The 20,944-nt window shown below is 75.2% G+C and carries 11 protein-coding genes; 6 read left to right on the top strand and 5 right to left on the bottom strand.

Annotated elements, in window-relative coordinates; translation table 11 throughout:
* The first annotated feature begins 10 nt into the window (after nucleotides 1-10).
* On the top strand, nucleotides 11-652 hold the full coding sequence (locus ACZCLJ_RS10925; protein ID WP_463103690.1) for a GyrI-like domain-containing protein: 642 nt from the start codon (nucleotides 11-13) through the stop codon (nucleotides 650-652).
* Nucleotides 653-736: 84 nt separating this feature from the next.
* On the opposite strand, the gene ACZCLJ_RS10920 is transcribed toward ACZCLJ_RS10925, so the two are convergent.
* Both ACZCLJ_RS10920 and ACZCLJ_RS10915 read right to left on the bottom strand, forming a co-directional pair.
* The gene (locus ACZCLJ_RS10920; RefSeq protein ID WP_463103689.1) at nucleotides 737-1,450 is read right to left on the bottom strand and encodes an anaerobic ribonucleoside-triphosphate reductase activating protein; all 714 of its coding nucleotides are present in this window, start codon (nucleotides 1,448-1,450) and stop codon (nucleotides 737-739) included.
* Nucleotides 1,437-3,296: a ribonucleoside triphosphate reductase gene (locus ACZCLJ_RS10915; protein ID WP_463103688.1), complete on the bottom strand. Its 1,860-nt coding sequence runs from the start codon at nucleotides 3,294-3,296 to the stop codon at nucleotides 1,437-1,439. Before ACZCLJ_RS10915 ends, ACZCLJ_RS10920 begins: the two co-directional genes overlap by 14 nt.
* Nucleotides 3,297-3,494: 198 nt before the next feature.
* On the opposite strand from ACZCLJ_RS10915, the gene ACZCLJ_RS10910 reads away from it, so the two are divergent.
* The 5 genes from ACZCLJ_RS10910 to ACZCLJ_RS10890 are packed head-to-tail and all read left to right on the top strand — an operon-like array spanning nucleotide 3,495 to nucleotide 11,890.
* The gene (locus ACZCLJ_RS10910) at nucleotides 3,495-4,898 is read left to right on the top strand and encodes a glycosyltransferase family protein (protein ID WP_463103687.1); all 1,404 of its coding nucleotides are present in this window, start codon (nucleotides 3,495-3,497) and stop codon (nucleotides 4,896-4,898) included.
* Nucleotides 4,885-6,216 (top strand): glycosyltransferase family 4 protein, encoded by a 1,332-nt coding sequence (locus ACZCLJ_RS10905; RefSeq protein ID WP_463103686.1) that lies wholly within the window; start codon nucleotides 4,885-4,887, stop codon nucleotides 6,214-6,216. The genes ACZCLJ_RS10910 and ACZCLJ_RS10905 overlap by 14 nt, the downstream gene beginning before the upstream one ends.
* Nucleotides 6,213-7,406, top strand: a complete 1,194-nt coding sequence (locus ACZCLJ_RS10900; protein WP_463103685.1) for a glycosyltransferase family 4 protein — start codon at nucleotides 6,213-6,215, stop codon at nucleotides 7,404-7,406. Before ACZCLJ_RS10905 ends, ACZCLJ_RS10900 begins: the two co-directional genes overlap by 4 nt.
* Complete coding sequence (locus ACZCLJ_RS10895) at nucleotides 7,399-9,300, top strand: ABC transporter ATP-binding protein (RefSeq protein WP_463103684.1); 1,902 nt, start codon at nucleotides 7,399-7,401, stop codon at nucleotides 9,298-9,300. Before ACZCLJ_RS10900 ends, ACZCLJ_RS10895 begins: the two co-directional genes overlap by 8 nt.
* The gene (locus tag ACZCLJ_RS10890) at nucleotides 9,293-11,890 is read left to right on the top strand and encodes a phosphotransferase (RefSeq protein ID WP_463103683.1); all 2,598 of its coding nucleotides are present in this window, start codon (nucleotides 9,293-9,295) and stop codon (nucleotides 11,888-11,890) included. Before ACZCLJ_RS10895 ends, ACZCLJ_RS10890 begins: the two co-directional genes overlap by 8 nt.
* A 46-nt stretch (nucleotides 11,891-11,936) precedes the next feature.
* Here ACZCLJ_RS10890 and ACZCLJ_RS10885 read toward each other — a convergent pair whose 3' ends face one another.
* The 3 genes from ACZCLJ_RS10885 to ACZCLJ_RS10875 all read right to left on the bottom strand — a co-directional run bounded on the left by ACZCLJ_RS10885 (nucleotide 11,937) and on the right by ACZCLJ_RS10875 (nucleotide 20,835).
* Nucleotides 11,937-12,677 (bottom strand): hypothetical protein, encoded by a 741-nt coding sequence (locus ACZCLJ_RS10885; protein WP_463103682.1) that lies wholly within the window; start codon nucleotides 12,675-12,677, stop codon nucleotides 11,937-11,939.
* Between the two features lie 257 nt (nucleotides 12,678-12,934).
* Nucleotides 12,935-16,903 carry a discoidin domain-containing protein gene (locus tag ACZCLJ_RS10880; RefSeq protein WP_463103681.1) on the bottom strand — a complete coding sequence of 1,323 codons (3,969 nt, stop codon included), beginning with the start codon at nucleotides 16,901-16,903 and terminating at the stop codon, nucleotides 12,935-12,937.
* Nucleotides 16,904-17,112: 209 nt separating this feature from the next.
* Nucleotides 17,113-20,835, bottom strand: a complete 3,723-nt coding sequence (locus ACZCLJ_RS10875) for a glycoside hydrolase family 97 catalytic domain-containing protein (RefSeq protein ID WP_463103680.1) — start codon at nucleotides 20,833-20,835, stop codon at nucleotides 17,113-17,115.
* Nucleotides 20,836-20,944 lie beyond the last annotated feature (109 nt).

Below are 20,944 nucleotides of genomic sequence, written 5' to 3'. Positions count from 1 at the left end.
CGTCCCTCCCATGGCCGCCAGCGACGACGCCCCGCCCAAGGTCGACCTCAAGAGGCTGCACCGCGAGCTGTACGCCCCGCCGCGCGGGCGGTTCGTGGAGGTCGACGTCCCGTCGCTGATCTACCTCGCGGTCGACGGCGAGGGCGACCCCAACACCGCGGCGTCGTACCGCGAGGCTGTCGAGACGCTGTTCGGGCTGTCGTACGCCGTGAAGTTCGCGAGCAAGCGGGAGCTCGGCAGGGACTACGTCGTCGGGCCGCTGGAGGGGTTGTGGACGGCCGAGGACCCCCGCGCGTTCGTGCGTCGGGACAAGGACGCCTGGCGGTGGACGATGCTCGTCCTGCAACCCGACTGGGTCGACGCGGACCTCGTGGCCGACGTGACGTCGACGGTCCGGGCGACGAAGGACCTGCCGGCCCTCGACCTCGTCGAGCGGCGCGCGATCACCGAGGGTCGATCGGTGCAGACGCTGCACGTCGGGTCGTACGACGCCGAGACACCGGTGCTCGCGGAGCTGCACGACGTCTACCTGCCCGAGCACGGGCTGACGTTCGCCGGGCCGCACCACGAGATCTATCTCAGCGACCCGCGCCGCACGGACCCGGCGAAGCTGCGGACGGTCCTGCGGCAGCCGGTGCGACCCATGGCGTAGCGCCGAGCACGGGGCTGCCGACGGCCGAGCACGGGACCGTCCACCGGTTCCACGCGGAAACGGTGGCCGACCCCGTGCTCGGCGTCAGGCGGTGGTGCGGCGGCTCGCCCAGGGCAGGTCGGTCTCGTCGAGGACGTCGGCGAGACGTCGCCCGGCGAGCCTCGCGGCCCAGGCCGGGTCCGCGCCGTCGGGCCGCGCCTCCTGGAGGACCCAGCGTCGGACGCCGAGGCGGTGCAGGTGCGTGCCGAGCGCGAGGAGCTCGGGACGGGTGTGGACGTGCGGGTCCACGGTCGTGCGGACCTCGTGGTCGACACCCGACCGCAGGAGCACGGCGAGAGACTCGAACGCCCGACGCCCGGACGGCACGGTCCCCGTCACGGCGGGATAGCGCGACGGCAGGTGCTTGACGTCCAGCCCCACCCAGTCGAGGAACGGCAGGATCCGCGCGAGCCGGGCGGGCCAGGCGCCGCCCGTGTGCAGCCCGACGGCGAACCCCAGCGAGCGTGCGTCGTCGATCGCCCCCAGCAGTCCGGGATGGAGCGTCGGCTCGCCGCCGGAGAACACGACGCCGTCGAGCAGACCGCGCCGTCGTTCGAGGAACGCGAGGACCTCCGACCACCGCGGAGTGCCCTCGGGTGCGGCTGCGCCGGGTGGCGGGACCGGCACGAGACCCGGGTTGTGGCAGTACGCGCAGCGCCAGGGGCAGCCCTGCGTGAAGACGGTCGCGACGAGCCGCCCGGGCCAGTCGACGGTGGAGAGCGGGGACATCCCGGCGAGCACGAGCTCAGGCCGGGACACGGTCGCCCGCCTCGACGTCGCGCCCGCGCGCCTCGACGTCCTGCTCGGGCTCGCGGTCGACGTGCGCCGCTGCGGGCTCCTCCCGGAACGGTGTGCGCTCGGCGTACTCGCCCTTCTTGCCGATGTTGAACGACGACACCGGCCGGAAGTACCCCATGACGCGCGTCCAGACCTCGGCGGTCGCGCCGCAGGCCGGGCACGTCCGGTGCTCGCCCACGAGGTAGCCGTGCGTGGGGCACACGGAGAAGGTCGGGGTGACGGTGAGGTAGGGCAGGCGGAACCGCGTGATCGCGCGCCGCACGAGCTCCTTGCACGCTTGCGTACCAGAGACGGCCTCGCCCATGTACAGGTGCAGGACGGTCCCGCCGGTGTACCGGGTCTGGAGGTCGTCCTGGCGTTCGAGGGCCTCGAACGGGTCCTCGGTGAAGCCCACGGGGAGCTGGGTCGAGTTGGTGTAGTACGGGTTGTCGTCCGTGCCCGCCTGGAGGATGCCCGGGAAGCGCGCGCGGTCCTCCTTGGCGAAGCGGTAGGTCGTGCCCTCGGCGGGGGTCGCCTCCAGGTTGTACAGGTTCCCGGTCGTCTCCTGCACCGCGACGAGCCGCTCGCGCGCGTGGTCGAGGAGGCGCACGGCGAGGGCGTGGCCGTTCTCGCTCGTGAGGTCGTGCGCGTCGCCCGTGACGTTGCGGATCATCTCGTTGACGCCGTTGACCCCGACGGTCGAGAAGTGCGCGTCGAGCGACCCGAGGTAGCGACGCGTGTACGGGAAGAGGCCGTCGTCCAGGAGGCGCTGCACCGTCGCGCGCTTCGTCTCGAGCGACTCGACCGCGAGGTCGAGCAACCGGTCGAACGCGCCGAGCAGCCCGTCGACGTCTCCTCGGTGGAGGTGCCCCAGGCGCGCGCAGTTGATCGTCACGACGCCGACCGACCCCGTCTGCTCGCCGGACCCGAACAGGCCGTTGCCGCGCTTGAGCAGCTCGCGCAGGTCGAGCTGGAGCCGGCAGCACATGGACCGGACGTCGCCCGGGTCCATGTCGGAGTTCACGAAGTTCTGGAAGTACGGCGTGCCGTACTTCGCGGTCATCGCGAAGAGCGCGTCCGCGAGCGGCGAGTCCCAGTCGAAGTCCTCCGTGACGTTGTACGTGGGGATCGGGAACGTGAAGGCCCGCCCGGTCGCGTCGCCGGCCGTCATGACGTCGATGTACGCGCGGTTGATCATGTCCGCCTCGACCGCGAGGTCGCCGTACGTGAAGTCGGCCGTCGCGCCGCCGACCACCGGGTGCACGTCGGCGAGGTCGTGCGGGCACGTGAGGTCGAACGTGAGGTTGGTGAACGGCGTCTGCGTGCCCCAGCGCGACGGCACGTTGAGGTTGTGGACGAGTTCCTGGACGCCCTGCCGCACCTGCTCGTACGTCAGGCCGTCGACGCGCACGTACGGTGCCATGAGCGTGTCGAACGAGCTGAAGGCCTGCGCGCCCGCCCACTCGTTCTGGAGGATCCCCAGGAAGTTGACGACCTGGCCGATCGCCGAGGAGAAGTGCCGCGGGGGAGCGGAGTCGACCGCGCCGGGGACCCCGCCGAGCCCTTCCGACAGGAGCGCGCGCAGCGACCAGCCGGCGCAGTAGCCACCGAGCACGTCGAGGTCGTGCACGTGCAGGTCTCCGCTGCGGTGCGCCACGGCGAGGTCGGGGGCGTAGACCTCGTCGAGCCAGTAGTTCGCCACGACCTTGCCGGCCGTGCTGAGGACGAGCCCTCCGAGCGAGAAGCCCTGGTTGGCGTTGGCGTTCACCCGCCAGTCCGAGCGGTCGAGGTACTCCGAGACGGTGCTCGCGACGTCGACGTGACCCATGGGCGCTTCCTTCCGGCCGAGTTGAGGCGCCCACCTCCCGCCGGCGACGGGACATCGTCACCCTAGCCCATGTGAAGGCTTTCACATGGGCTCCCGCACGGGCGCTCCTCGGTCGGGGCCCCGACGGACGCAGGGGCATGAGAGTCCTCTCACAGCACGTTCACGGGCGTCTCACCGCGCGACGACATCGTGGCGGTCATGACAGGGGCACCCGAACACCTCGCCGGTCGCGGTCACCGCACCCGCCGGCGCATCGCGCTGTACTCGCACGACACGCAGGGCCTGGGCCACGTGCGCCGCACGTCGCTCCTCGCCCGCGCCGTCGTCGAGGCCGACCCGGACGTCGACGTCCTGCTCCTCTCCGGCGCGGCCGAGGCGACCAGCCTGCCGCTCCCGGAGCGGACCGAGGTCGTCACGCTCCCGGGCATCACGAAGGACCTGGCCACGGGGTACGGGCCGCGCCGCTGGGGCGGCGACCTCGGCGGCGTCGTCGACGTGCGCGCCGGGGTGCTCGACGGCGCGCTCGCCGCGTTCGACCCCGACGTGCTCGTCGTGGACAAGGTCCCGCTCGGCGTCGGCGGAGAGCTGCGCCCGGCGCTCGAGCGACTGCGTGCCCGGGGCCGCACGGCCTGCGTCCTCGGGCTCCGCGACGTGCTCGACGTCCCGGAGGTCGCCGTGCGCGAGTGGGACGACCAGCGCAGCACGTCGGTCGTGGCCCGCTTCTACGACGAGGTGTGGGTCTACGGCGACGCGCGCGTCTACGACCCGCTCGTCGAGTACGCGCTCCCCGACGTCGTCGCGCGGCGGACGGTCTTCACCGGGTACCTGGGCCACGGCCGGTCGGTCGCGGCGGCCCGGGTGGGCTCGCCCGCCGACCACCGCGCTGCGCGCGCCGTGGCCGTCCCGGACGTGCCGTACGTCCTGTGCCTCGTCGGCGGCGGGCAGGACGGCGCGGAGCTCGCCCGGTCGTTCGCCCGGACCGCCCTGCCCGACGGCGTCCGGGGCGTCCTCGTGACCGGCCCCTACCTGCCCGCCGCCACGCGTGCGGTGCTGCGCCGCGCCGCGCTCGCCCGCCCGGACCTCGAGGTGCACGCGTTCGTGCGCGACGTCGTCCCGCTCGTCGAGGGAGCGCGCGCCGTCGTGACGATGGGCGGCTACAACTCGGTGTGCGAGGTGCTCGCGAGCCGCCGCCCGGCGCTCGTGGTGCCCCGCACCCGACCCCGGGCCGAGCAGCTCGTGCGCGCCCGGCGCCTCGCCGAGCTCGGCCTCGTCGACGTGCTCGACGGCGACCCCGCACCCGAGCGGCTCGCGTCCTGGCTGCGCGGGGTCGCCGGGGGCGACGGGACCGCCGGCCGCGAAGCACGCCGGGCCGAACGCGCGCCGTCCGCCGTCGAGGTCGACCTCGACGGGCTCGCGCGAGTGCCCGCCCTCGTCGCCCGGCTCGTCGCGCGTGCGCGCTCCGCCGACGTCACGCCGGACGTCACGCCGGACGTCACGGCGGACGTCGCGGCGACTCGGGACGCCCGCGTCCGGACCGCACCGCTCAAGACCGCCCCGACCACGACCGCGCCGACCGAGGAGGACCACCGTGCGACCGCCTGAGAACCCGACCGCAGGACCGACCGCAGGACCGACCTCCGTGCCGCCCGCCGCGCTGCGCGTCGGGTACGTCACGAAGATGTACCCGCGCTTCTCCGAGACGTTCGTCGTCAACGAGGTGCGCGGCCTCGAGCGCCGCGGTGTGGAGATCGCCATCTTCTCGCTGCGCGCACCCGTCGACACGCGCTTCCACGCTTCCCTCGCCGCCGTGCGCGCGCCCGTCCGCTACGTGCCGCGCACGACGCGGCCGTCGGACGTGTGGCGCGCGCTCGCCGCGGCGCACGCCCGGTTCGGTGACGCCCTCTCGGGACCGGTGCTCGACGAGCTCCTCGCCGCCGACCCGGAGGACGCGACGCAGGCCCTGGAGGTCGCGCTCGCGGCCGACGCCGCCGGGATCACGCACCTGCACGCGCACTTCGGGTCCGTCGCCACCACGGTCGCGCGCCTCGCGGCGGTCGTGCTCGGCGTCGGGTTCACGTTCACGGCGCACGCGAAGGACATCTTCCACGAGGACGTCGACGCCGAGGACCTGCGCCGCAAGCTCGCCGACGCGCGCGCCGTCGTGACGGTGAGCGACCACAACCTCGCCCACCTGCGCACGACGTTCGGCCCCGCGGCCGACGGCGTGCGCCGCGTGTACAACGGCCTCGACCTCGTCGAGCACGCCCGTTCACGCGACCCCCGCACGCCGGGCCGGATCGCCGCCGTCGGGCGGCTCGTCGAGAAGAAGGGCTTCGGCGACCTGCTCGACGCCGTCGCCCTCCTCGTGCGCGACGGCCGTGACGTCCACCTGGACCTCGTCGGCACCGGATCGGAGGACGAGACGCTGCGGGCCCGGGCGGCGCGGCTGGGCCTCGACACGCAGGTGACCTTCCACGGGCCGCTGTCCCAGGACCGTGTGCGCGACGTCGTGGCACGGGCCACGGTCCTGGCCGCGCCGTGCGTGCTCGGCGCGGACGGCAACCGGGACGGGCTGCCGACCGTGCTGCTCGAGGCCATGGCCGCCGGGACGCCCGTCGTCTCGACGCCCGTCACGGGGATCCCCGAGGCCGTGCGCGACGGCGAGACCGGCCTGCTCGTCCCCGAGCGCGACGTGCCGGCGCTCGCCGCGGCCCTCGGGCGGGTCCTCGCCGACCCGGCGCTCGCGGGCCGGCTCGCCGACGGCGCCCGCGCTCTCGTGGAGGCGGAGTTCGACGTCGAGCGCACGTCGGCCGCGCTCCTCGACCTGCTCCGGTCCGCAGCAGATCCCTCCGGGGCCGTCCCGCGCGGGTCCACGACCGGCGCCCCGACGAGCGCCACGTCCGAGGGGAGGGCGGCATGAGGATCGCCTACGTCAGCACCGACCCCGGTGTCCCGGTCTTCGGGCGCAAGGGCTCGTCGGTCCACGTCCAGGCCGTCCTGCGCGTGCTCGTGCGGGCCGGCGCCACCGTCCACCTCGTCACCACGCGCCCGGGCGACGACGTGCCGCCCGACCTGAGCGACGTCGTCGTGCACACCCTTCCCGTGGCCGCGACGCGCTCGACCGCCGAGCGCGAGCGGGCGCTGCAGGAGGCGGACGCGCGCGTCGGGCCCCTGCTCGACGACCTCGCCGCCGGCGGCGGCCTCGACCTCGTCTACGAGCGGTACGCGCTGTGGGGGACCGCGGCGACCGCGTGGGCGCGCAGGACGGGGACGCCGAGCGTGCTCGAGGTCAACGCGCCCCTCCCGCAGGAGCAGGCACGGCACCGCGAGCTGGTCGACGCCGAGGGGGCCGAGCGCTGCGCCCGGGCCGCGATCGGCGCCGCCGGGACGGTCGTCGCGGTGAGCGGGCCGGTGGCCGCGTGGGCCGCGGAGCGCGCCGTCGACCCGGCGCGGGTGCACGTGCTGCCCAACGGCGTCGACACGACGCGCGTCACCCCGGCACGGCGCCCGGCGGACCGCTTCACCGTCGCGTTCGTCGGGACGCTCAAGCCGTGGCACGGCGTCGACGTGCTGCTCGACGCGTTCGCCCGCGTGCTGCCCCGGGTCCCGCACGCGCGGCTCCTCGTCGTCGGGGACGGCCCGCAGGCCGACAGGGTCGACGAGCGCGCCCGCGCCCTGGGGATCGGCCCCGCGGTCGAGCGCACGGGTGCCGTCGCGCCGTCGGACGTCCCCGCGCTCCTGCACCGCGCGGACGTGGGCGTCGCGCCCTACCCGGCGCTCGACGACTTCTACTTCTCGCCACTCAAGGCGTACGAGTACCTCGCGGCAGGCCTGCCCGTGGTCGCGAGCGCGGTCGGCGAGCTGCCCGCCGCGCTCGCCGGCCCGGACGGCGGCGCGCTCGGCGTGCTCGTCCCGCCGGGCGACGCCGCGGCGCTCGCCGACGCCCTCGTGGGGCTCGCGCACGACCCCGCGCGCCGCGCCGCGCTCGGCGCTCGGGCCCGGGAGGCCGCCGTCGCGCGGCACGACTGGACGGTCGTCGTCGGGCGCGCGCTCGACCGGGCGGGCGTCGGCCTGCCCGACGCCGCACGGGCGGAGGTGTCCCGTGGCTGAGACCCGGAGCCCGCGCACGGGCCGGACGTCGCTGCGTGGGACGGGCCGGTCGTTCCGCCGCTCGTGGCCGCACCTGCGCGAGCACGTCGGGCCGCAGCGCCGGCTGCTCGTCCTCGGGACCCTCGCGCTGTTCGCCGAGGTCGTGATGCGCCTCCTCGAGCCGTGGCCGCTGAAGTTCGTCGTGGACGGGATCGTCGCGGCGACCGGGTCGACCGTCGCCGGGCCCGCGCCCGCGAACCTCGGGCTCGTCATCCTCTACGCCGCGCTGTCGCTCCTCGTGATCGCCGTGCTGCGCGCCGCCGCCGCGTACGCGAGCACCGTGTGCTTCGCGCTCGCGGGCAACCGCGTGCTCACGGGCGTGCGCGCCGACCTCTACGACCACCTCCAGCGCCTGTCGCTCGCGTTCCACGACCGGACACCGACGGGAGACCTCGTGACGCGCGTGACGAGCGACGTCGGGCGCCTCAAGGAGGTGTCCGTCACGGCGATGCTCCCCATGCTCGGGAACGTCGTGACGCTCGTCGGGATGGTCGTCGTGGTCGCGGTGCTCGACCTCCAGCTCGCGCTCGTCATGCTCGTCGTGCTGCCGGTCTTCCTCCTCACGAGCACGCGGCTCACGCGGCGCATCCGCACGGTCTCGCGCGACCAGCGCAAGGCCGAGGGCAACCTCGCCTCGCTCGCGACCGAGACGCTCTCGGCGGTCAAGGTCGTGCAGGCGTACTCGCTCGAGGACCGGATGCGCGCCGGGTTCGCGCGCTCGAACGACACGTCGCTGCGCGAGGGCGTGAAGGCCAAGCGCCTGTCGGCCGGGCTCGAACGCTCGACCGACGTGCTCGTCGGCGCCGCGACGGCGCTCGTCCTCTACGTCGGCGCGCGCCGCGTGCTCGACGGCGCCCTCACGCCGGGCGAGCTCACCGTGTTCCTCACCTACCTCAAGGCGGCGTTCAAGCCCATGCGCGACCTCGCGAAGTACACCGGCCGCATCGCCCAGGCGGCGGCGTCGAGCGAGCGCGTCGTCGACGTGCTCGAGGAGCGGCCCGACGTCGTGGACGCGACCTGGGCGCGGCCCCTCACCCGGGTCCGGGGCGCGGTCCGGTTCGAGGGCGTGTGGCTGTCCTACGTGCCGGGCCACCCGGTCCTGCGCGGCCTCGACCTCACGGTCCGGCCGGGGGAGCGGATCGCCGTCGTCGGGGCGTCGGGCGCGGGGAAGTCGAGCCTCGTGGCGCTGCTGTCCCGCCTGCGGGACCCCGACGCGGGCGTCGTCCGGATCGACGGCTACGACCTGCGCGAGCTCACCGTGCGCAGCGTGCGCTCGTCGGTCGCGGTCGTGCTGCAGGAGAGCGTGCTGTTCCGGGGCACGGTGCGCGAGAACATCGCGACCGGGCTCGACGACGCGACCGACGTCGACGTCGAGCGCGCCGCGCGGCTCGCGGGGGCGCACGACTTCGTCCTCGCGCTGCCGCACGGGTACGACACCGTGGTGGGGGAGCGGGGGGCCACGCTCTCGGGCGGTCAGCGCCAGCGCATCGCCATCGCGCGCGCCGCGATCCTCGACGCGCCGATCGTCGTGCTCGACGAGGCGATGACCGGTCTCGACGAGGACACCGAGCGCGAGGTCGTCGAGGCGATGGGCCGGCTGACGTCCGGGCGCACGACGATCGTCATCACGCACGACCTCGGCGCCGCGCGCGGGTGCGACCGCGTCGCGCGCGTCGAGGGCGGGCGCGTCGTCGCGCAGGGGCGGCCGGCGGACGTCCTCGGCGGCCTCGCGACCGTCGGTCGCGCGGCGGGCGATCCGGACGGTCGAGAGGTCACCGATCCGGACGGTCGAGCGGCCGGACGTCCCGCGGCCGGCGATGGCCCGTCCACGCGCGAGGCGGTGCGCCGTGGCTGACACCCGCACCGTCCCCGTCTCCGTGCCCGCCGCTGCGCCGGGCCTGCCGGCGCCCGCGCGCGCCGTGGGCCTCGACGCCCTCGCCGGTCGCCTCGCCGAGGCCACCGGGAGGGCGGGCTCGCTCACCCGGCCGTACCTGCGGCTCAAGCCCGGCACGAGCTGCGTCCTCGCCGCGACGTGGACGACGGACGACCGCGAGCCCGAGGGCGTCGTCGCGCGGGCGTACGCGCCGCACGCGCTGCCGAAGCTCGACAAGACGGTTCGCAAGGCCGACCCCGCGGACGTGCTGCTCGTCGACCGCGACGCCGGCCTCGTCGTCACGACGTGGCAGGCCGACCGGGACGTCCCGGGCCTCCGCGTCCTCACCGACGGCGGCCGTCGTGCGGCGTGGACCGCGACGCTGCCCGCACGGTTGCGCCCGTCGTTCGACCGGGCGCCCCGCCTCGTGCGGCACAACCCCGAGCGGCGCGCCGTCCTCCGCGCGGACGGCCCGGGAGGCACGCTCCTCGTCCGCGCGGTCCGGCCCGACGACGTCGCGCGCGTCGTCCGGGGGTACGCGGCCCTCGCGGCCGGTCCGGTCGCGTCGCCCGCCGTGCTCGCCGTCGACGAGGCGCTCGGCCTCGTGGTCACGGAGTGGCTCGACGGGACGCCGGTCGACACGCTGCCGCGCGACGTCGCGCTGCTCCGGCGGGTGGGGGAGACGGTGGCGACGCTCCATTCCCACCGTGCCGACCGTGCCGACCGGGCCGACGGGGCCGGTGCGCCGGTCCCCGGTGCCGGTCGCCCCGGTGCGGTGCCGGCCGCGGCGGAGGCCGTCGCGGTGCTGCTGCCGGAGCTCGCCGACGACGCGCGGCGGCTCGCGCGGCGCCTCTCGGCGACCGTCCCGGGCCTGGCGGGCCGCGGGCGCGTGCTCGTGCACGGTGACCTGTCGCTCGACCAGGTCGTGCTCGCGCCGGACGGCGTCCTGGGGCTCGTCGACGCGGACGCCGCCGGGCCGGGCGACGCCGTCGACGACCTCGGGTCCCTGGTCGCGTCGCTCGTCCGCGCCGACGCCACCGGTGCGCCCGACGCGGCACGTGCGGTGCTCGACGGGTACCGCGCCGCGGGCGGGCGGCCGCTCGCCTCGGACGCGCTGCGGCACGCGACGGCCGCCCAGCTGCTGCGCCGCGCGACGGAACCCTTCCGCCGCCTCGAACCGGGCTGGGACGGGTCGTGCGCCGCGCTGCTCGTCGCCGCGCGCGACGTGCTCGACGGCCGGGGCGACCTGGCGCGGGTACTCGACGGCTCGGCGACGCACACCGGTGAGACGCGCACGGCAGAGCAGAGCCCGCGGGACCGGCCGCGCCGTGACCCGTCGGTGCGATCCGCGTCCTCGCGCGTGCGGTACGCGCCGCGCGCGGTCGAGATCGCGGTCCGCCTCGCCGAGGGCGGTCGCACGCTGCGCGCGACGATCCCGCGCTCCGCGGAGCACCTGCTCCTCGTCGGGACCGAGGGCCCCGCGCGTCCGACGGCGGCCTCGTCATCTGGTGGCGACCCGCGCGTCCTCGCCGGCCAGTGGTTCGCCGACCCGGGCCGTGCGGCGCGCGTCGCCGACCGGCTCGGGGTGGACGGGACGTCCGTCGCGACGGCCCGCGGCGCCGTCGTCGTCCACCACGACGGCGCGGACCTGCACCTGCCGGGGCTCGCGGAGGCGGTCCGCCGCCCGGGGGCGCGGCTCGTCGCGCACCGGCCCGGCCGACGCGGCGTCGTGCGGGACCCCGAGGGGACGTACACCAAGCTCGTCCGTCCCGGCCGGTCCGTGCCGGAGCCCGTCGTGCCCGACGGCGCGTTCTCCACGCCCGCGGTGGTCTCCCGGGGAGACGGGGCGGTCACGACGAGCGCCCTGCCCGGGCGCACCCTGCACGCGCTCCTCGCCGACCCGTGCGTCCCCGACGAGGCGCTGGCCCGGGCCGGCCGAGCCGTCGGGCGCGGGCTGCGCGGTCTTCAGGCGGGGCCCGGCGCCGCGTCCGGGGAGGCGCCGCGGACCGACGTCGGGCACCGAGCCGCAGTGCCTCCCGCGCGGCACGACGCCGCGGCCGAGCTCGCGGTCGTCGAGCGCTGGTGGTCCTGGGCGGTCGTGCACGAGGCGGTGACGCCGACGCTCGCCCACGAGGTGCTCGCGCACGTCGAGGACGCGCTGCGGCGGTGCGGCGCCGAGGATCCTCCGCCCGTGCCGACGCACCGCGACCTGCACGACAAACAGCTCCTCGTCGACGAGCGCGACCCCGACCGGGTCGGCCTGCTCGACCTCGACCTCGCGACGACGGCCCACCCGGCCCTCGACCTCGCGAACCTGCTCGCCCACCTCGAGCTGCGCGCGCTGCAGGGCGTGTGCGGGCCGACCCGGGCGCGTGCGGTCGCGGCCGCGGTCCTCGACGGCTACGCCCCGCACGACGACGTCCTCGCAGCCCTGCCCGCGTGGACCACCGCCGCGCGGGCGCGCCTCGTCGCGGTCTACGCGTTCCGCCCGGCTCCCGGTGACGTGCCGGCCCGGCTGCTCGACGCCGTCCTCGCCGGCACCCACCGACCGACCCTCCTGGAGGCATCATGACCAGCACCGGAACGGCCACGCCCGCCCCGACCGCGCGGTGCCCGGCTCAGCAGCCCACCGAGTCGTACGCGCACAGCAGCTCCCACGCCGCCTGGGCGTTGCCGGTGACGGTCTCGCGCGCGACGCCGACGGTGCTCTCGCCCCCGTCGAGCGCGACGAGCGTCACCGCGGTGCCCCGGCGCGTCGTGGCGAGGTAGGTGCCGAGCGCGTCGTCGAGCCCGCCGCCCTCGGCGGCGCCGTAGTAGTCCGTCGCGAGCCCGGTGCCCTGGGCGCCGACCTCGACGGGTTCGGCGACATACGTCGTGCCTCCGGTCGCGTCGTCGGGCACCTGCTCGGCGCACGCGGCGACGGCGGCGGCCAGCCGGTCCGCCTCGGCCGCGGCGGCGTCCGCGTCGGCGAATAGCGTGACCTGCTGCACCCCGACGGGCGCCTCCTCGGCGCCGTCGCCCTGCGTGACGGTGCTCATCGTCGTCGCCGTCGTGGGCTCGCCGGCGGTGCAGGCCTCGGGCAGACGCCAGGCGACGACGCCGTCGGACTCCTCGCGCGGCCCGGCTGACGCCTCCCAGGCCGAGCCCGGGAGCAGCGCCTCGGGCGTCAGGTCGGTCGGCACGTCGTCGCTCGGCGCTCCGGTCTCCGAGACCTCGGGGCTCGCCGCGTCGTCGGGCGCCTCGGACGACGCGGGAGGGGCTGACGGTAGATCCGACCCGTCGGGTGCGGGCGACGCCGAGCAGGCCGCCAGGAGGAGGGCGCACACGGCGAGGGCAGACGTCCGGATCGTGAGTCGCATGCACCTCACCCTCGCAGAGGCTGGCGCGGCCCGCGACGTCGCTCCTCGTCCCGCGCGCGGGAGCGGCGTCCTGCCGCTGCGCGCCACCGGTGCGAGGTGCGGCCACCGAACCGTCCATCGAAGGTCCCGTCCGAGAACCCCGTCCTCGACAGCGGCACGGCCTTCCCGGGACGTCCCGAACCCGGGGCTATCGGTCACCAGACTGCTCTGGTGGCCGGCAACCCCGGGTTCGGCGCTGTCCGGTTCGGCGGAGCGGGTCAGCCGCAGGCTGGCCTCTCGTACGACGCGCTCACGACCGTCTCGCGGACGTCGGCGTCGTCGCTCGGGCGCACCGTGACGGTCGCGTCGCCCGCGGGCGCGTCGGCCGCGCGGACGGCGAACGACTGGTACGCGTTCTTCCCGGGCACGACGTGCGTGAACGTCCGCGAACCGAACGGCGTGGTGACCTCGACGTCGAGGGCCGTGTCGTCGTCGTTCACCACGCGCACGGCGACGTACGGCTTCCCGGCCAGGCAGCGCACCTCGGCCGTCGCCGTCACCGCGACCGGCGCCGGGAGGTCCGGGTCGCTCGCCCCGGGGGCCAGGACGCGCAGCGCGGCGAGCGCGGGGTCGCCGTCCGTCCACGACGTGCTGAGCGCGACGTACCGCGCGGTCCGGTCGACCGCGAGCGAGCCGCGGACGGTGGTGCCGTCGACGGCCCCGCCGATCGTGCCCACGTCGGTGAACGTCAGCCCGTCGTCGCTCACCGAGACCACGGCGTCGGGTGCGCCGTCGGCGTCCCAGGTCGTGACGACGGACCCGATCTCGCGCGGTGCGCCGAGGTCGGTGACCATCCGCCCGTCCGTCCCGGGGACCCAGGCCGTGGCCGGGTCGCCGTCGACGGCCAGCGACGGCGACGTCATGCCCTCGGGCAGCACCGATGCCGGGAACGTGAGCGTGCTCAGCGCGTGGTCGGCGACCGGGTACGGCGTCGCGTCGGGGAAGCGCACGGTCGTGCCCGACGCCGAGACCTGGGTCTCGCGGGCCTCGCCCGTCTCGGTGTTGCGCACCTCCACCGACGCGGAGCTGCGCTCGACCGAGAGACGCACCGTCCGCGCGTCGGGCACCGTCACCGTCACGCCGCCCGTCACGTCGTCCGGTGCCCCGTGCTCGGCGGACAGCGTGGCCCGCGGTGCCAGGACGACCGCCGAGCCCGCCGGCACGGTGACCTCGACGGACGACGTGTCCGCGCCGACGACCTGCGTGCCGGCGTAGAGCGCCACGTCGGAGCCCTCGTGGGGGACCGTGACGGTGGTCGTCACGTCCGACCCGGAGAGGTTGAACGCCGTCAGGTACCCGTCGAGCGTGCTCACGAGCACGTCCTCGGCGTCGGCGGTGGCCTGCGGCGCCGCGGCCCGCGCGGCGGTCGCCGACGCGTCGCCGGGCAGCATCTCGACGAGCCGCGGCCCGTCCGCGCCGTCCGCGAGGCGCACGACGTGCCGCGTGTCGGTCGCCCGCGAGACGCTGATCGGCGCCTGGGAGCCCCGCACGACGAAGCCCGCCGTGCCCTCGACGTTCAGCCAGTCCCCGGCGCTCTCGAGCACCTGGTCACCGGTGTACCGGAAGCTCGCGGCGTCGTGCCAGGTCGTGCCGTCGAGCGAGGTCTGGACCCGGTACTCCTGGCCGGCCGCGGACTCCCAGCCGAGCTGGACCTGTGCGACGTCCACGGCCGCGCCGAGGTCGACCTGGACCCACGAGTCAGGACGCGTGCGGTCTTCCCGCGACACGGCCCACCGGGTCGTCGCGCTGCCGTCGGTGACGGCACCCGCGCCGTTGCTGCCGTCGGCGCTCGACGCGCTCGCCGGACGGCCCGCCGCGACGTCCGTGCCCGCGGGCGAGAACGCGCGCAGGTGGTAGAGCGAGTAGCCGTACTCGGGGTTGCCCCGCACGCCCTGCATGCGCACGTAGCGGGCGGAGACCGGGGCCGGCTCCGTCGCGCCCTCGGGGACGAGGTCCACGGTGTCGAGCCGCGCGACGTTCACGTCGGCGGGTGCCTTGCCGTAGGCGGTCGCCGTCGTCCAGGTGACGCCGTCGGTCGAGGTCTGGACGAGGTACCTGGCCCCGGCGCTCGCCTCCCACGCGAGCCGGACGCCGCCGACCGTGGTCTGCTCGCCGAGGTCGACCTGGATCCACGAGTCGGGTCGGGCGCGCTCGGCGACGGCGACGGCCCAGCGCGTGGTCGGGTTGCCGTCGGTCACGCGGGCGGCGGTGCGGCCGTTCGCGGCGTCCTGGCTGGACGCCGTGGCCGGCCGGCCGGCCGCGAGGTCGACGGGGGACGCGTCGTCGGCGCCGTAGGCGTGGAACGCGTGCATGGAGTACCCGTACTGCGCGTTGCCCTGCTGCCCGAGCATCCGCACGTAGCGGGCGGTGACCGGCTCGAACGTGAGGTCGTCGACCCGCGCGGCCCGGGCGTCCGCGGGGTCGGCCGGCCGGGTCACCGGGAGCGACGCCGTCGTCTCGCCCTCGGCGGTCGTGTAGGTGCGCGAGCCGTCGAGACCGGAGTAGCCGTCCATGTCGAGGTTGCGCACGGACAGGCTCGCGTCGTCGGCCCCTGCGCCGGTCGAGGCGTAGAGCGCCGAGCCCGTCGGGAGCGTGACCTGGCCCGCGTAGCCGGCACCGATCCGGAACACGGACGACGTGCCCTCGAAGCCGTCGCGCGGCTCGGTGTACGTCGTGACGGCGCGGTCGTCGACCGTCGCGCCCGGCGTCGGGTAGAGGAACGGGGTCGAGCCCGAGACGTGGAAGAGCCACGAGTCGTGCCCGGGCACCCACGGGAACTTGAGGAAGCCCTTGCGGCTCCCGGCCGCGGCCCACGCGGCGCCGGTCTGCTGGACCGTGAGGCCCGGACCTGCGCCGAAGTCGCGGACGCCCGCGAGGCGGTCGAAGAGCTCGCCCTCCGGGGTGGGCACGACGGGGCCGTCCTCGTGCTCCGCCGCCTCGACGTGCAGGAGGTAGGAGATGGCGATCTCGGCGCGCGCCTCCGGCTCGTACTTCGGCTCGCCGGAGAACTTGGTGAGACGGTACTCGGGCGCGTAGCCCTGGTAGTCCTCGAGCGCGGCGGCGAGACCGGCCTCCGCCCGGGCGGCGTCGGGGTCGCGCAGCACCTGGCCGAGGAAGGCCATGGGCAGCACGTCGCGCCCGTAGAGGAACTCGCGGTCGTTCACCATGGGCATGAACGGCTCGCCCTGCTCGGACATGACGAGCTTGATCGCCTCCCACAGCTCCGCCGAGTTCGGCTGCCGCGTGAGGATCTCGGGCAGGGGCTCGTCGTGCAGGAGGAAGTGGATCGCGTTGCGCGCGCCCGACCGCCAGATGTCCGACTGGTAGTGCGGCCCGAACGAGCCGTGGTTCTCGACGAGGTACGTGTCGTAGATCGTCTGCATCGTGTTGGAAGACACCGGCTTCCCGGCCACGACGGCCGGGTTGTTGCGGTCGGCGGTCGGCTGGCCGGCGGCGTTGCGCCCCCAGTCGCCGAGCTGCTCGTCCCAGCGGGCGGCGTCGGGGTCGTCGGGTGCCCACGCGAGACCCGGCGCGAGGGCCTGCGTGTAGACGCCGGCCTCCTCCTGCGCGGTGTCGCCGACGTGCTTGCCGGTCGGCCAGTCCGCGGTCCAGCTCCCCGACAACGGGTCCTTGCCGAAGTCCAGGTCGGCCGTGTAGCGCGACTGCTCGACGGCGATCGTCGTGAGGTTCGCCCGCGTCGCCTCGTCGAGCTCGTCCCACATCAGCGTCCCCGCGTCGAGGAAGTACGACTGGAACGTCGAGTCCCAGAACAGCTTCTTGCCCCACGTCCCTGCGGGGTCGACGAAGCGGTTCGTCGCCGCGTAGTGCTCGATCGTCGCGATCGTCTGCGCGCGCAGCTCGGCCTCGGGGACGCCGGCGATGTCGGCGTCGTACTCGCCGTGCGTGAGGAGCACCGCGTTGCCGAGGACGACGGCGAAGTTCATGTCCTTCGCCTGGTAGACGCCGGCGGCGTCGTCCCAGACGGTCTCGACCCAGTTGGTGTGCCGCAGCAGGGCCTCGTAGTAGTCGGCGGCGATCGGGTCGGGTGCGCCGTGGTCGACGGCGGCGTCGGCGGTGGTCTCGCCGTGCGCCGCGGACGCGGGCACCAGCAGGGTCCCGGTCAGGACGGCCGCGAGCAGCGCACCCGTCCGTCGGGCGCGCGGCGGGCGCGTGGTCGGTGTCGTCATCGACATCCTCTCGTCGGTCCCGTCGTCGACGACGGGTAGGAGATCCGGGGGCGTGTCGCCGTTCGGGGCAACCGGCTCACTGAGGTGACAGCGCTATCAGCATACGGTGCTCGGACAGCGGGCGGTACTGCCGAACCCGGGGTTGCGCGGCACCAGACCGCTCTGGTGCCGCGCAACCCCGGGGTCGGCATCGGGAGTGCGTCGACGGCTCAGCCGCAGTCGACCGCCGGGACGTCGACCGCGACCTCGGCGGCGAGAGGCTCCCCGCCGAGCGTGCCGCTCGCCACGACCGTCGCGGTGGACGCGTCGACGGCGACGGACCGGGTCGCGAACGACTGGTAGGCGCTGGTCCCGGGCGTGACCGACGCGGACGTCCGCTCGCCGACGGCGGTCCGCAGGGTGAGCGCGAGGTCGACGGGCACGTCCTCGGCGTTGAGCGCCCGCACGGACACGTACGCCTTCCCCGCGAGGCAGCGGGACTGCGCCTCGACGGTGACGTCGACCGCGTGCTCGGGCGTGCTCACGAGGACCCCGCGCGACGGCACGAGCCGCACGTGGTCGACGTTGACGTTGCCCGTGTCGCCTGCCGCGTACAGCAGGCCGACCGTGCCGGCGTCCTCGTCGAACGTGACGCGCGCCGACGGCGAGTAGTCCCAGCGCCGCCACCGGTCGGCGTCCTGGCCGAGGTTCGGGAACGCCTGCGGACCGACGTTCTCGCCGTCGACCGTGAGGGAGAGCTGACGGTCGAGCGGCGCGACGACCATGCCGTTCGCGTAGCGGAACGACACGTCGTAGGTCGTCCCCGCGACGACGTCGGCGTCGACCTCGAACGCCGCTCCGAGCTTCGACAGCGTGCGCACGAACCCGGTACCCGTGTAGCCCGGGTGCTCCTTCGTCGTGATCGCTCCGCCCGACAGCGTGCCGTTCTCCGCCTCCAGGACGAGGTCGACGCGCTGCGCCTCGACCCTCGCGGAGAGCGCGGCGACCGCGTCGCCGTCTGCGGCGTGGAGGGCGTCCACCGCACGACCGAGCGTGCGGTCCACGGCGTCGTCGTCGCCCCGGACCGCTGCCCGGAGCGCTGCGGCGAGGGGCTCGCGGACCTGCGTCGCCGACGCGGGGTCGACCCCGCCGTCCGTCTCTGCCGCACTCAGGTCCGACAGGACCTCCGGCAGCCCGACGGCGTCCCCGAGCCACGGCGAGACCGTGTCCTCGAGCGCGGCGAGGGTCGCGGTGTCGACGTCGGACGGGCCGCGCGTGACGGCGACGGTGCGGATGCTCTGCGCCGCCTGCTCCGTTCCCGCGAGGTCGCCGTCCGCCGCCGCGGACACGAGCGCGTCCACGCGGTCGCGCAGGACCCGCGCCGTCGCGGACGACAGCGAGCCGTCCGCCTGCGCGTCCTCGAGCAGCGCCGTCAGCGCGGCGCCGTCCGGGAACGGCAGGAGCGCGACGTCGACGGGCTCGCCGGCGTCCGCGTCGCCCGCCACGAGAGCGAGCGAGGAGGACGCGACGTACGGGACGTCGTCGGCGGCGAGCGTGTAGACGAGGTCGCGCGAGCCGCCGCCCGCGATGCGCGCGGCCGGGACGTCCGCGGGCTCGCCGTCGAGCACGAGCCGCACGTCCGCGACCGACGTGCCGGCGTTGTGCGCCTCGAGCGTCACCGTGACGGTGCGCGTCGCCGGGTCGTACGACGTCGCCGGTGACCCGACGGCCTCGACGCTCGGGCGCGCGTACGGCGCGAGGGTCGCGACGTCGTCGTCCGTCGCCGGGCGCAGCCGCACGGCCTGCCCGCCCGCACCGACGAGCGACGCGCTGAGGACGTCGTCCGCCGTGACGAGGGACCGGGTCACCTCGACCGCGGTCGGGTTCCCCTTCCAGCTCGCGTCCTGGGCGTCGGCCCAGACCTCCGCGACGTAGGTGACGTCGGCATCCAGCATGTCGAGCGGGACGTCGAGCGTGCGGTCGTTCTCGTCCGTGACGACGCCGACGTACCAGTCGTCGCCGCTGCGGCGTGCCGTCGTGACGTGGTCACCGATCTCGGCGTCGACGTGCGACTCGTCCCACGTGGCCGGCATGTCCTTCAGGTACTCGAACGCCTCGGGGTGCTTCGCGTAGTTCTCCGGGGTGTCGGCGAGCATCTGCAGCGGGCTGTAGAAGGTCGTGTACAGCGCGAGCTGGGTCGTGGTCGTCGTCTGCACGCGCGTGCCCAGGTTCGCCGGGTCCCACAGCACGTCGAGCACGCCCGGCGTGTAGTCCGCCGGGCCGCCGATCCAGCGGGTGAACGGCAGGATCGTGGCCTGCTCCGGCGGGTTGCCGTTCGAGCCCATGTAGTTCTGCTGCTCCATGCCCGCGACGCCCTCGCCCGTCATCATGTTCGGGTAGGTGCGCTCCTTGCCGGTGGGCTTGATCGCCTCGTGCGCGTTGATCGAGATCTTGTGCCGTGCCGCGGCGTCGATGACCCGCTGGAAGTGCTCGACCGCCTCCTGGTCGAAGGTGCTGCGGTTCACGCCGCCGAGCTCGAACCGGGTCGCGTAGCCCGTCTTGATCGCGTGGACGCCCCACTCCTCGTACTGGCTGAAGATCTCCTCCATGTGCGTGTCGTAGTAGTCGACGTAGCCGCGCGTCTCGTTGTGGGCGACGAACCCGACGCCCTTCGACTCCGCGTAGGCCAGCACCTCGTCGATGTCGACGTCGGCCTGCGGGGTGACGAAGTCCTGGTTGGTCCACGACCCGCCCGCGTTGGTGTTCCATCCCTCGGCGAGCACGTACTTCGCCCCCGCGTCGGCCGCGAGGTCGACGTAGTCCTTGATGCGCTGGGTCGTCGCGCCGTGCTTCGGGCCCGCGTTCCAGGTCGTGTGGCGGCGCTGCAGCTCCCACCACACGCCCGTGTACGTGGCGGGATCGATCCAGTCCGTCGTGTCGTCGATGCCGTCGCCGTCGGAGTCGACGTCGCAGATCGCGCACGGGTCGTTGAGGTTCTGGATCAGGTGCGACTCGGCGAGGTCGCCCGCCTCGCGGCCGATCTGCACGGTCCGCCACGGCGTCGCGAAGTCGTCCGCGGTCGTGTCCAGGACCGCCTTGGTCCCGTCCGGCAGGGAGTTCAGCTCGCTCACGAACGTGCCGGGCCTCCCGCTGACGCGCTTGAGGCTCATGCTCGCGTAGTCCGTCAGGTCCGCCTCGTGCACCGCGAGGAACAGGTCCCCGCCGCGCGAGAACGTGATCGGGGTCTGGGCGGTCGCGACGTCGCCGATCGGCGCGGTCCTGTAGTGCTTCTCGTCCGCACGCCAGTCCTTGCCGGCCTCGAGGTAGTACGCCGTGAGGTCGTCGGGGAGCGCGAGCTCGGTGGACTCCGACAGGACGACGAACGGCCCGTCGAGCGCCGGCTGCTGCGGGAAGACGTAGCGGAACCCGACGCCGTCGTCGAAGACGCGCGCGACGACGTCGATCTCGAGACCGGACTCGTGGCGTGCGTGCACCGTGAGCTCGTTCGCGTGGTTGCGGACGGAGGACTGCGTCCCCCAGGCGGGGGTCCAGGTCTCGTCGACCTCGTCGCGCTCGACCGACTCGATCGTCATGCCGGTGGTGAGGTCGACGTCCGGGCCGCGCAGGGCGAGGCCGAGCCCGGACGCGCCGACGACGCTCGTCGAGCCGTCGCGCACGACGTCGTAGGTGAGGCGCCCGTCGACGACGCCGAGCGTGAGGTCGAGGCTGCCGTCGGGGGACACGACGTCGTGCCCGGTGATCTGCGGGACGGCGGCGGGGACCGCCGCCCGGGACCCGGATGGCAGCGCTGTCGGCGCCGCGAGGGCGGGCGTCGCGGCGGCGACGGGGGCCAGCAGGGCGAGGGCGAGACCGACGCCCGTGAGTCGTCGGGCGGCGTGCGAGCGGGACGCGCGAGGCCCGGGGGACGGGGGTCGAGAGGCGGTGGGATGCATGCGGTGGGGCTCCTTGGGACGTCGTCGTCTTGCGGATGCCGGCGGGGTCCGCGCGGTGGCGCGGCACCGCGCGGCGCCGCGGTCGCGCTGGGTGGGGCGACCGGCGTCG

This window comes from Cellulosimicrobium sp. So1_17 (genome assembly GCF_055181235.1).
The sequence above is the reverse complement of the archived record's forward strand: the minus strand, read 5'-3'. Positions and strand labels throughout refer to the sequence as shown.

Coding starts and splice junctions, on each gene's coding strand:
- ACZCLJ_RS10925 (WP_463103690.1), top strand. CDS start 11: ATGGCCGCCAGCGACGACGCCCCGCCCAAGGTCGACCTCAAGAGGCTG.
- ACZCLJ_RS10915 (WP_463103688.1), bottom strand. CDS start 3,296: ATGGGTCACGTCGACGTCGCGAGCACCGTCTCGGAGTACCTCGACCGC.
- ACZCLJ_RS10910 (WP_463103687.1), top strand. CDS start 3,495: ATGACAGGGGCACCCGAACACCTCGCCGGTCGCGGTCACCGCACCCGC.
- ACZCLJ_RS10900 (WP_463103685.1), top strand. CDS start 6,213: ATGAGGATCGCCTACGTCAGCACCGACCCCGGTGTCCCGGTCTTCGGG.
- ACZCLJ_RS10885 (WP_463103682.1), bottom strand. CDS start 12,677: ATGCGACTCACGATCCGGACGTCTGCCCTCGCCGTGTGCGCCCTCCTC.
- ACZCLJ_RS10880 (WP_463103681.1), bottom strand. CDS start 16,903: ATGACGACACCGACCACGCGCCCGCCGCGCGCCCGACGGACGGGTGCG.
- ACZCLJ_RS10875 (WP_463103680.1), bottom strand. CDS start 20,835: ATGCATCCCACCGCCTCTCGACCCCCGTCCCCCGGGCCTCGCGCGTCC.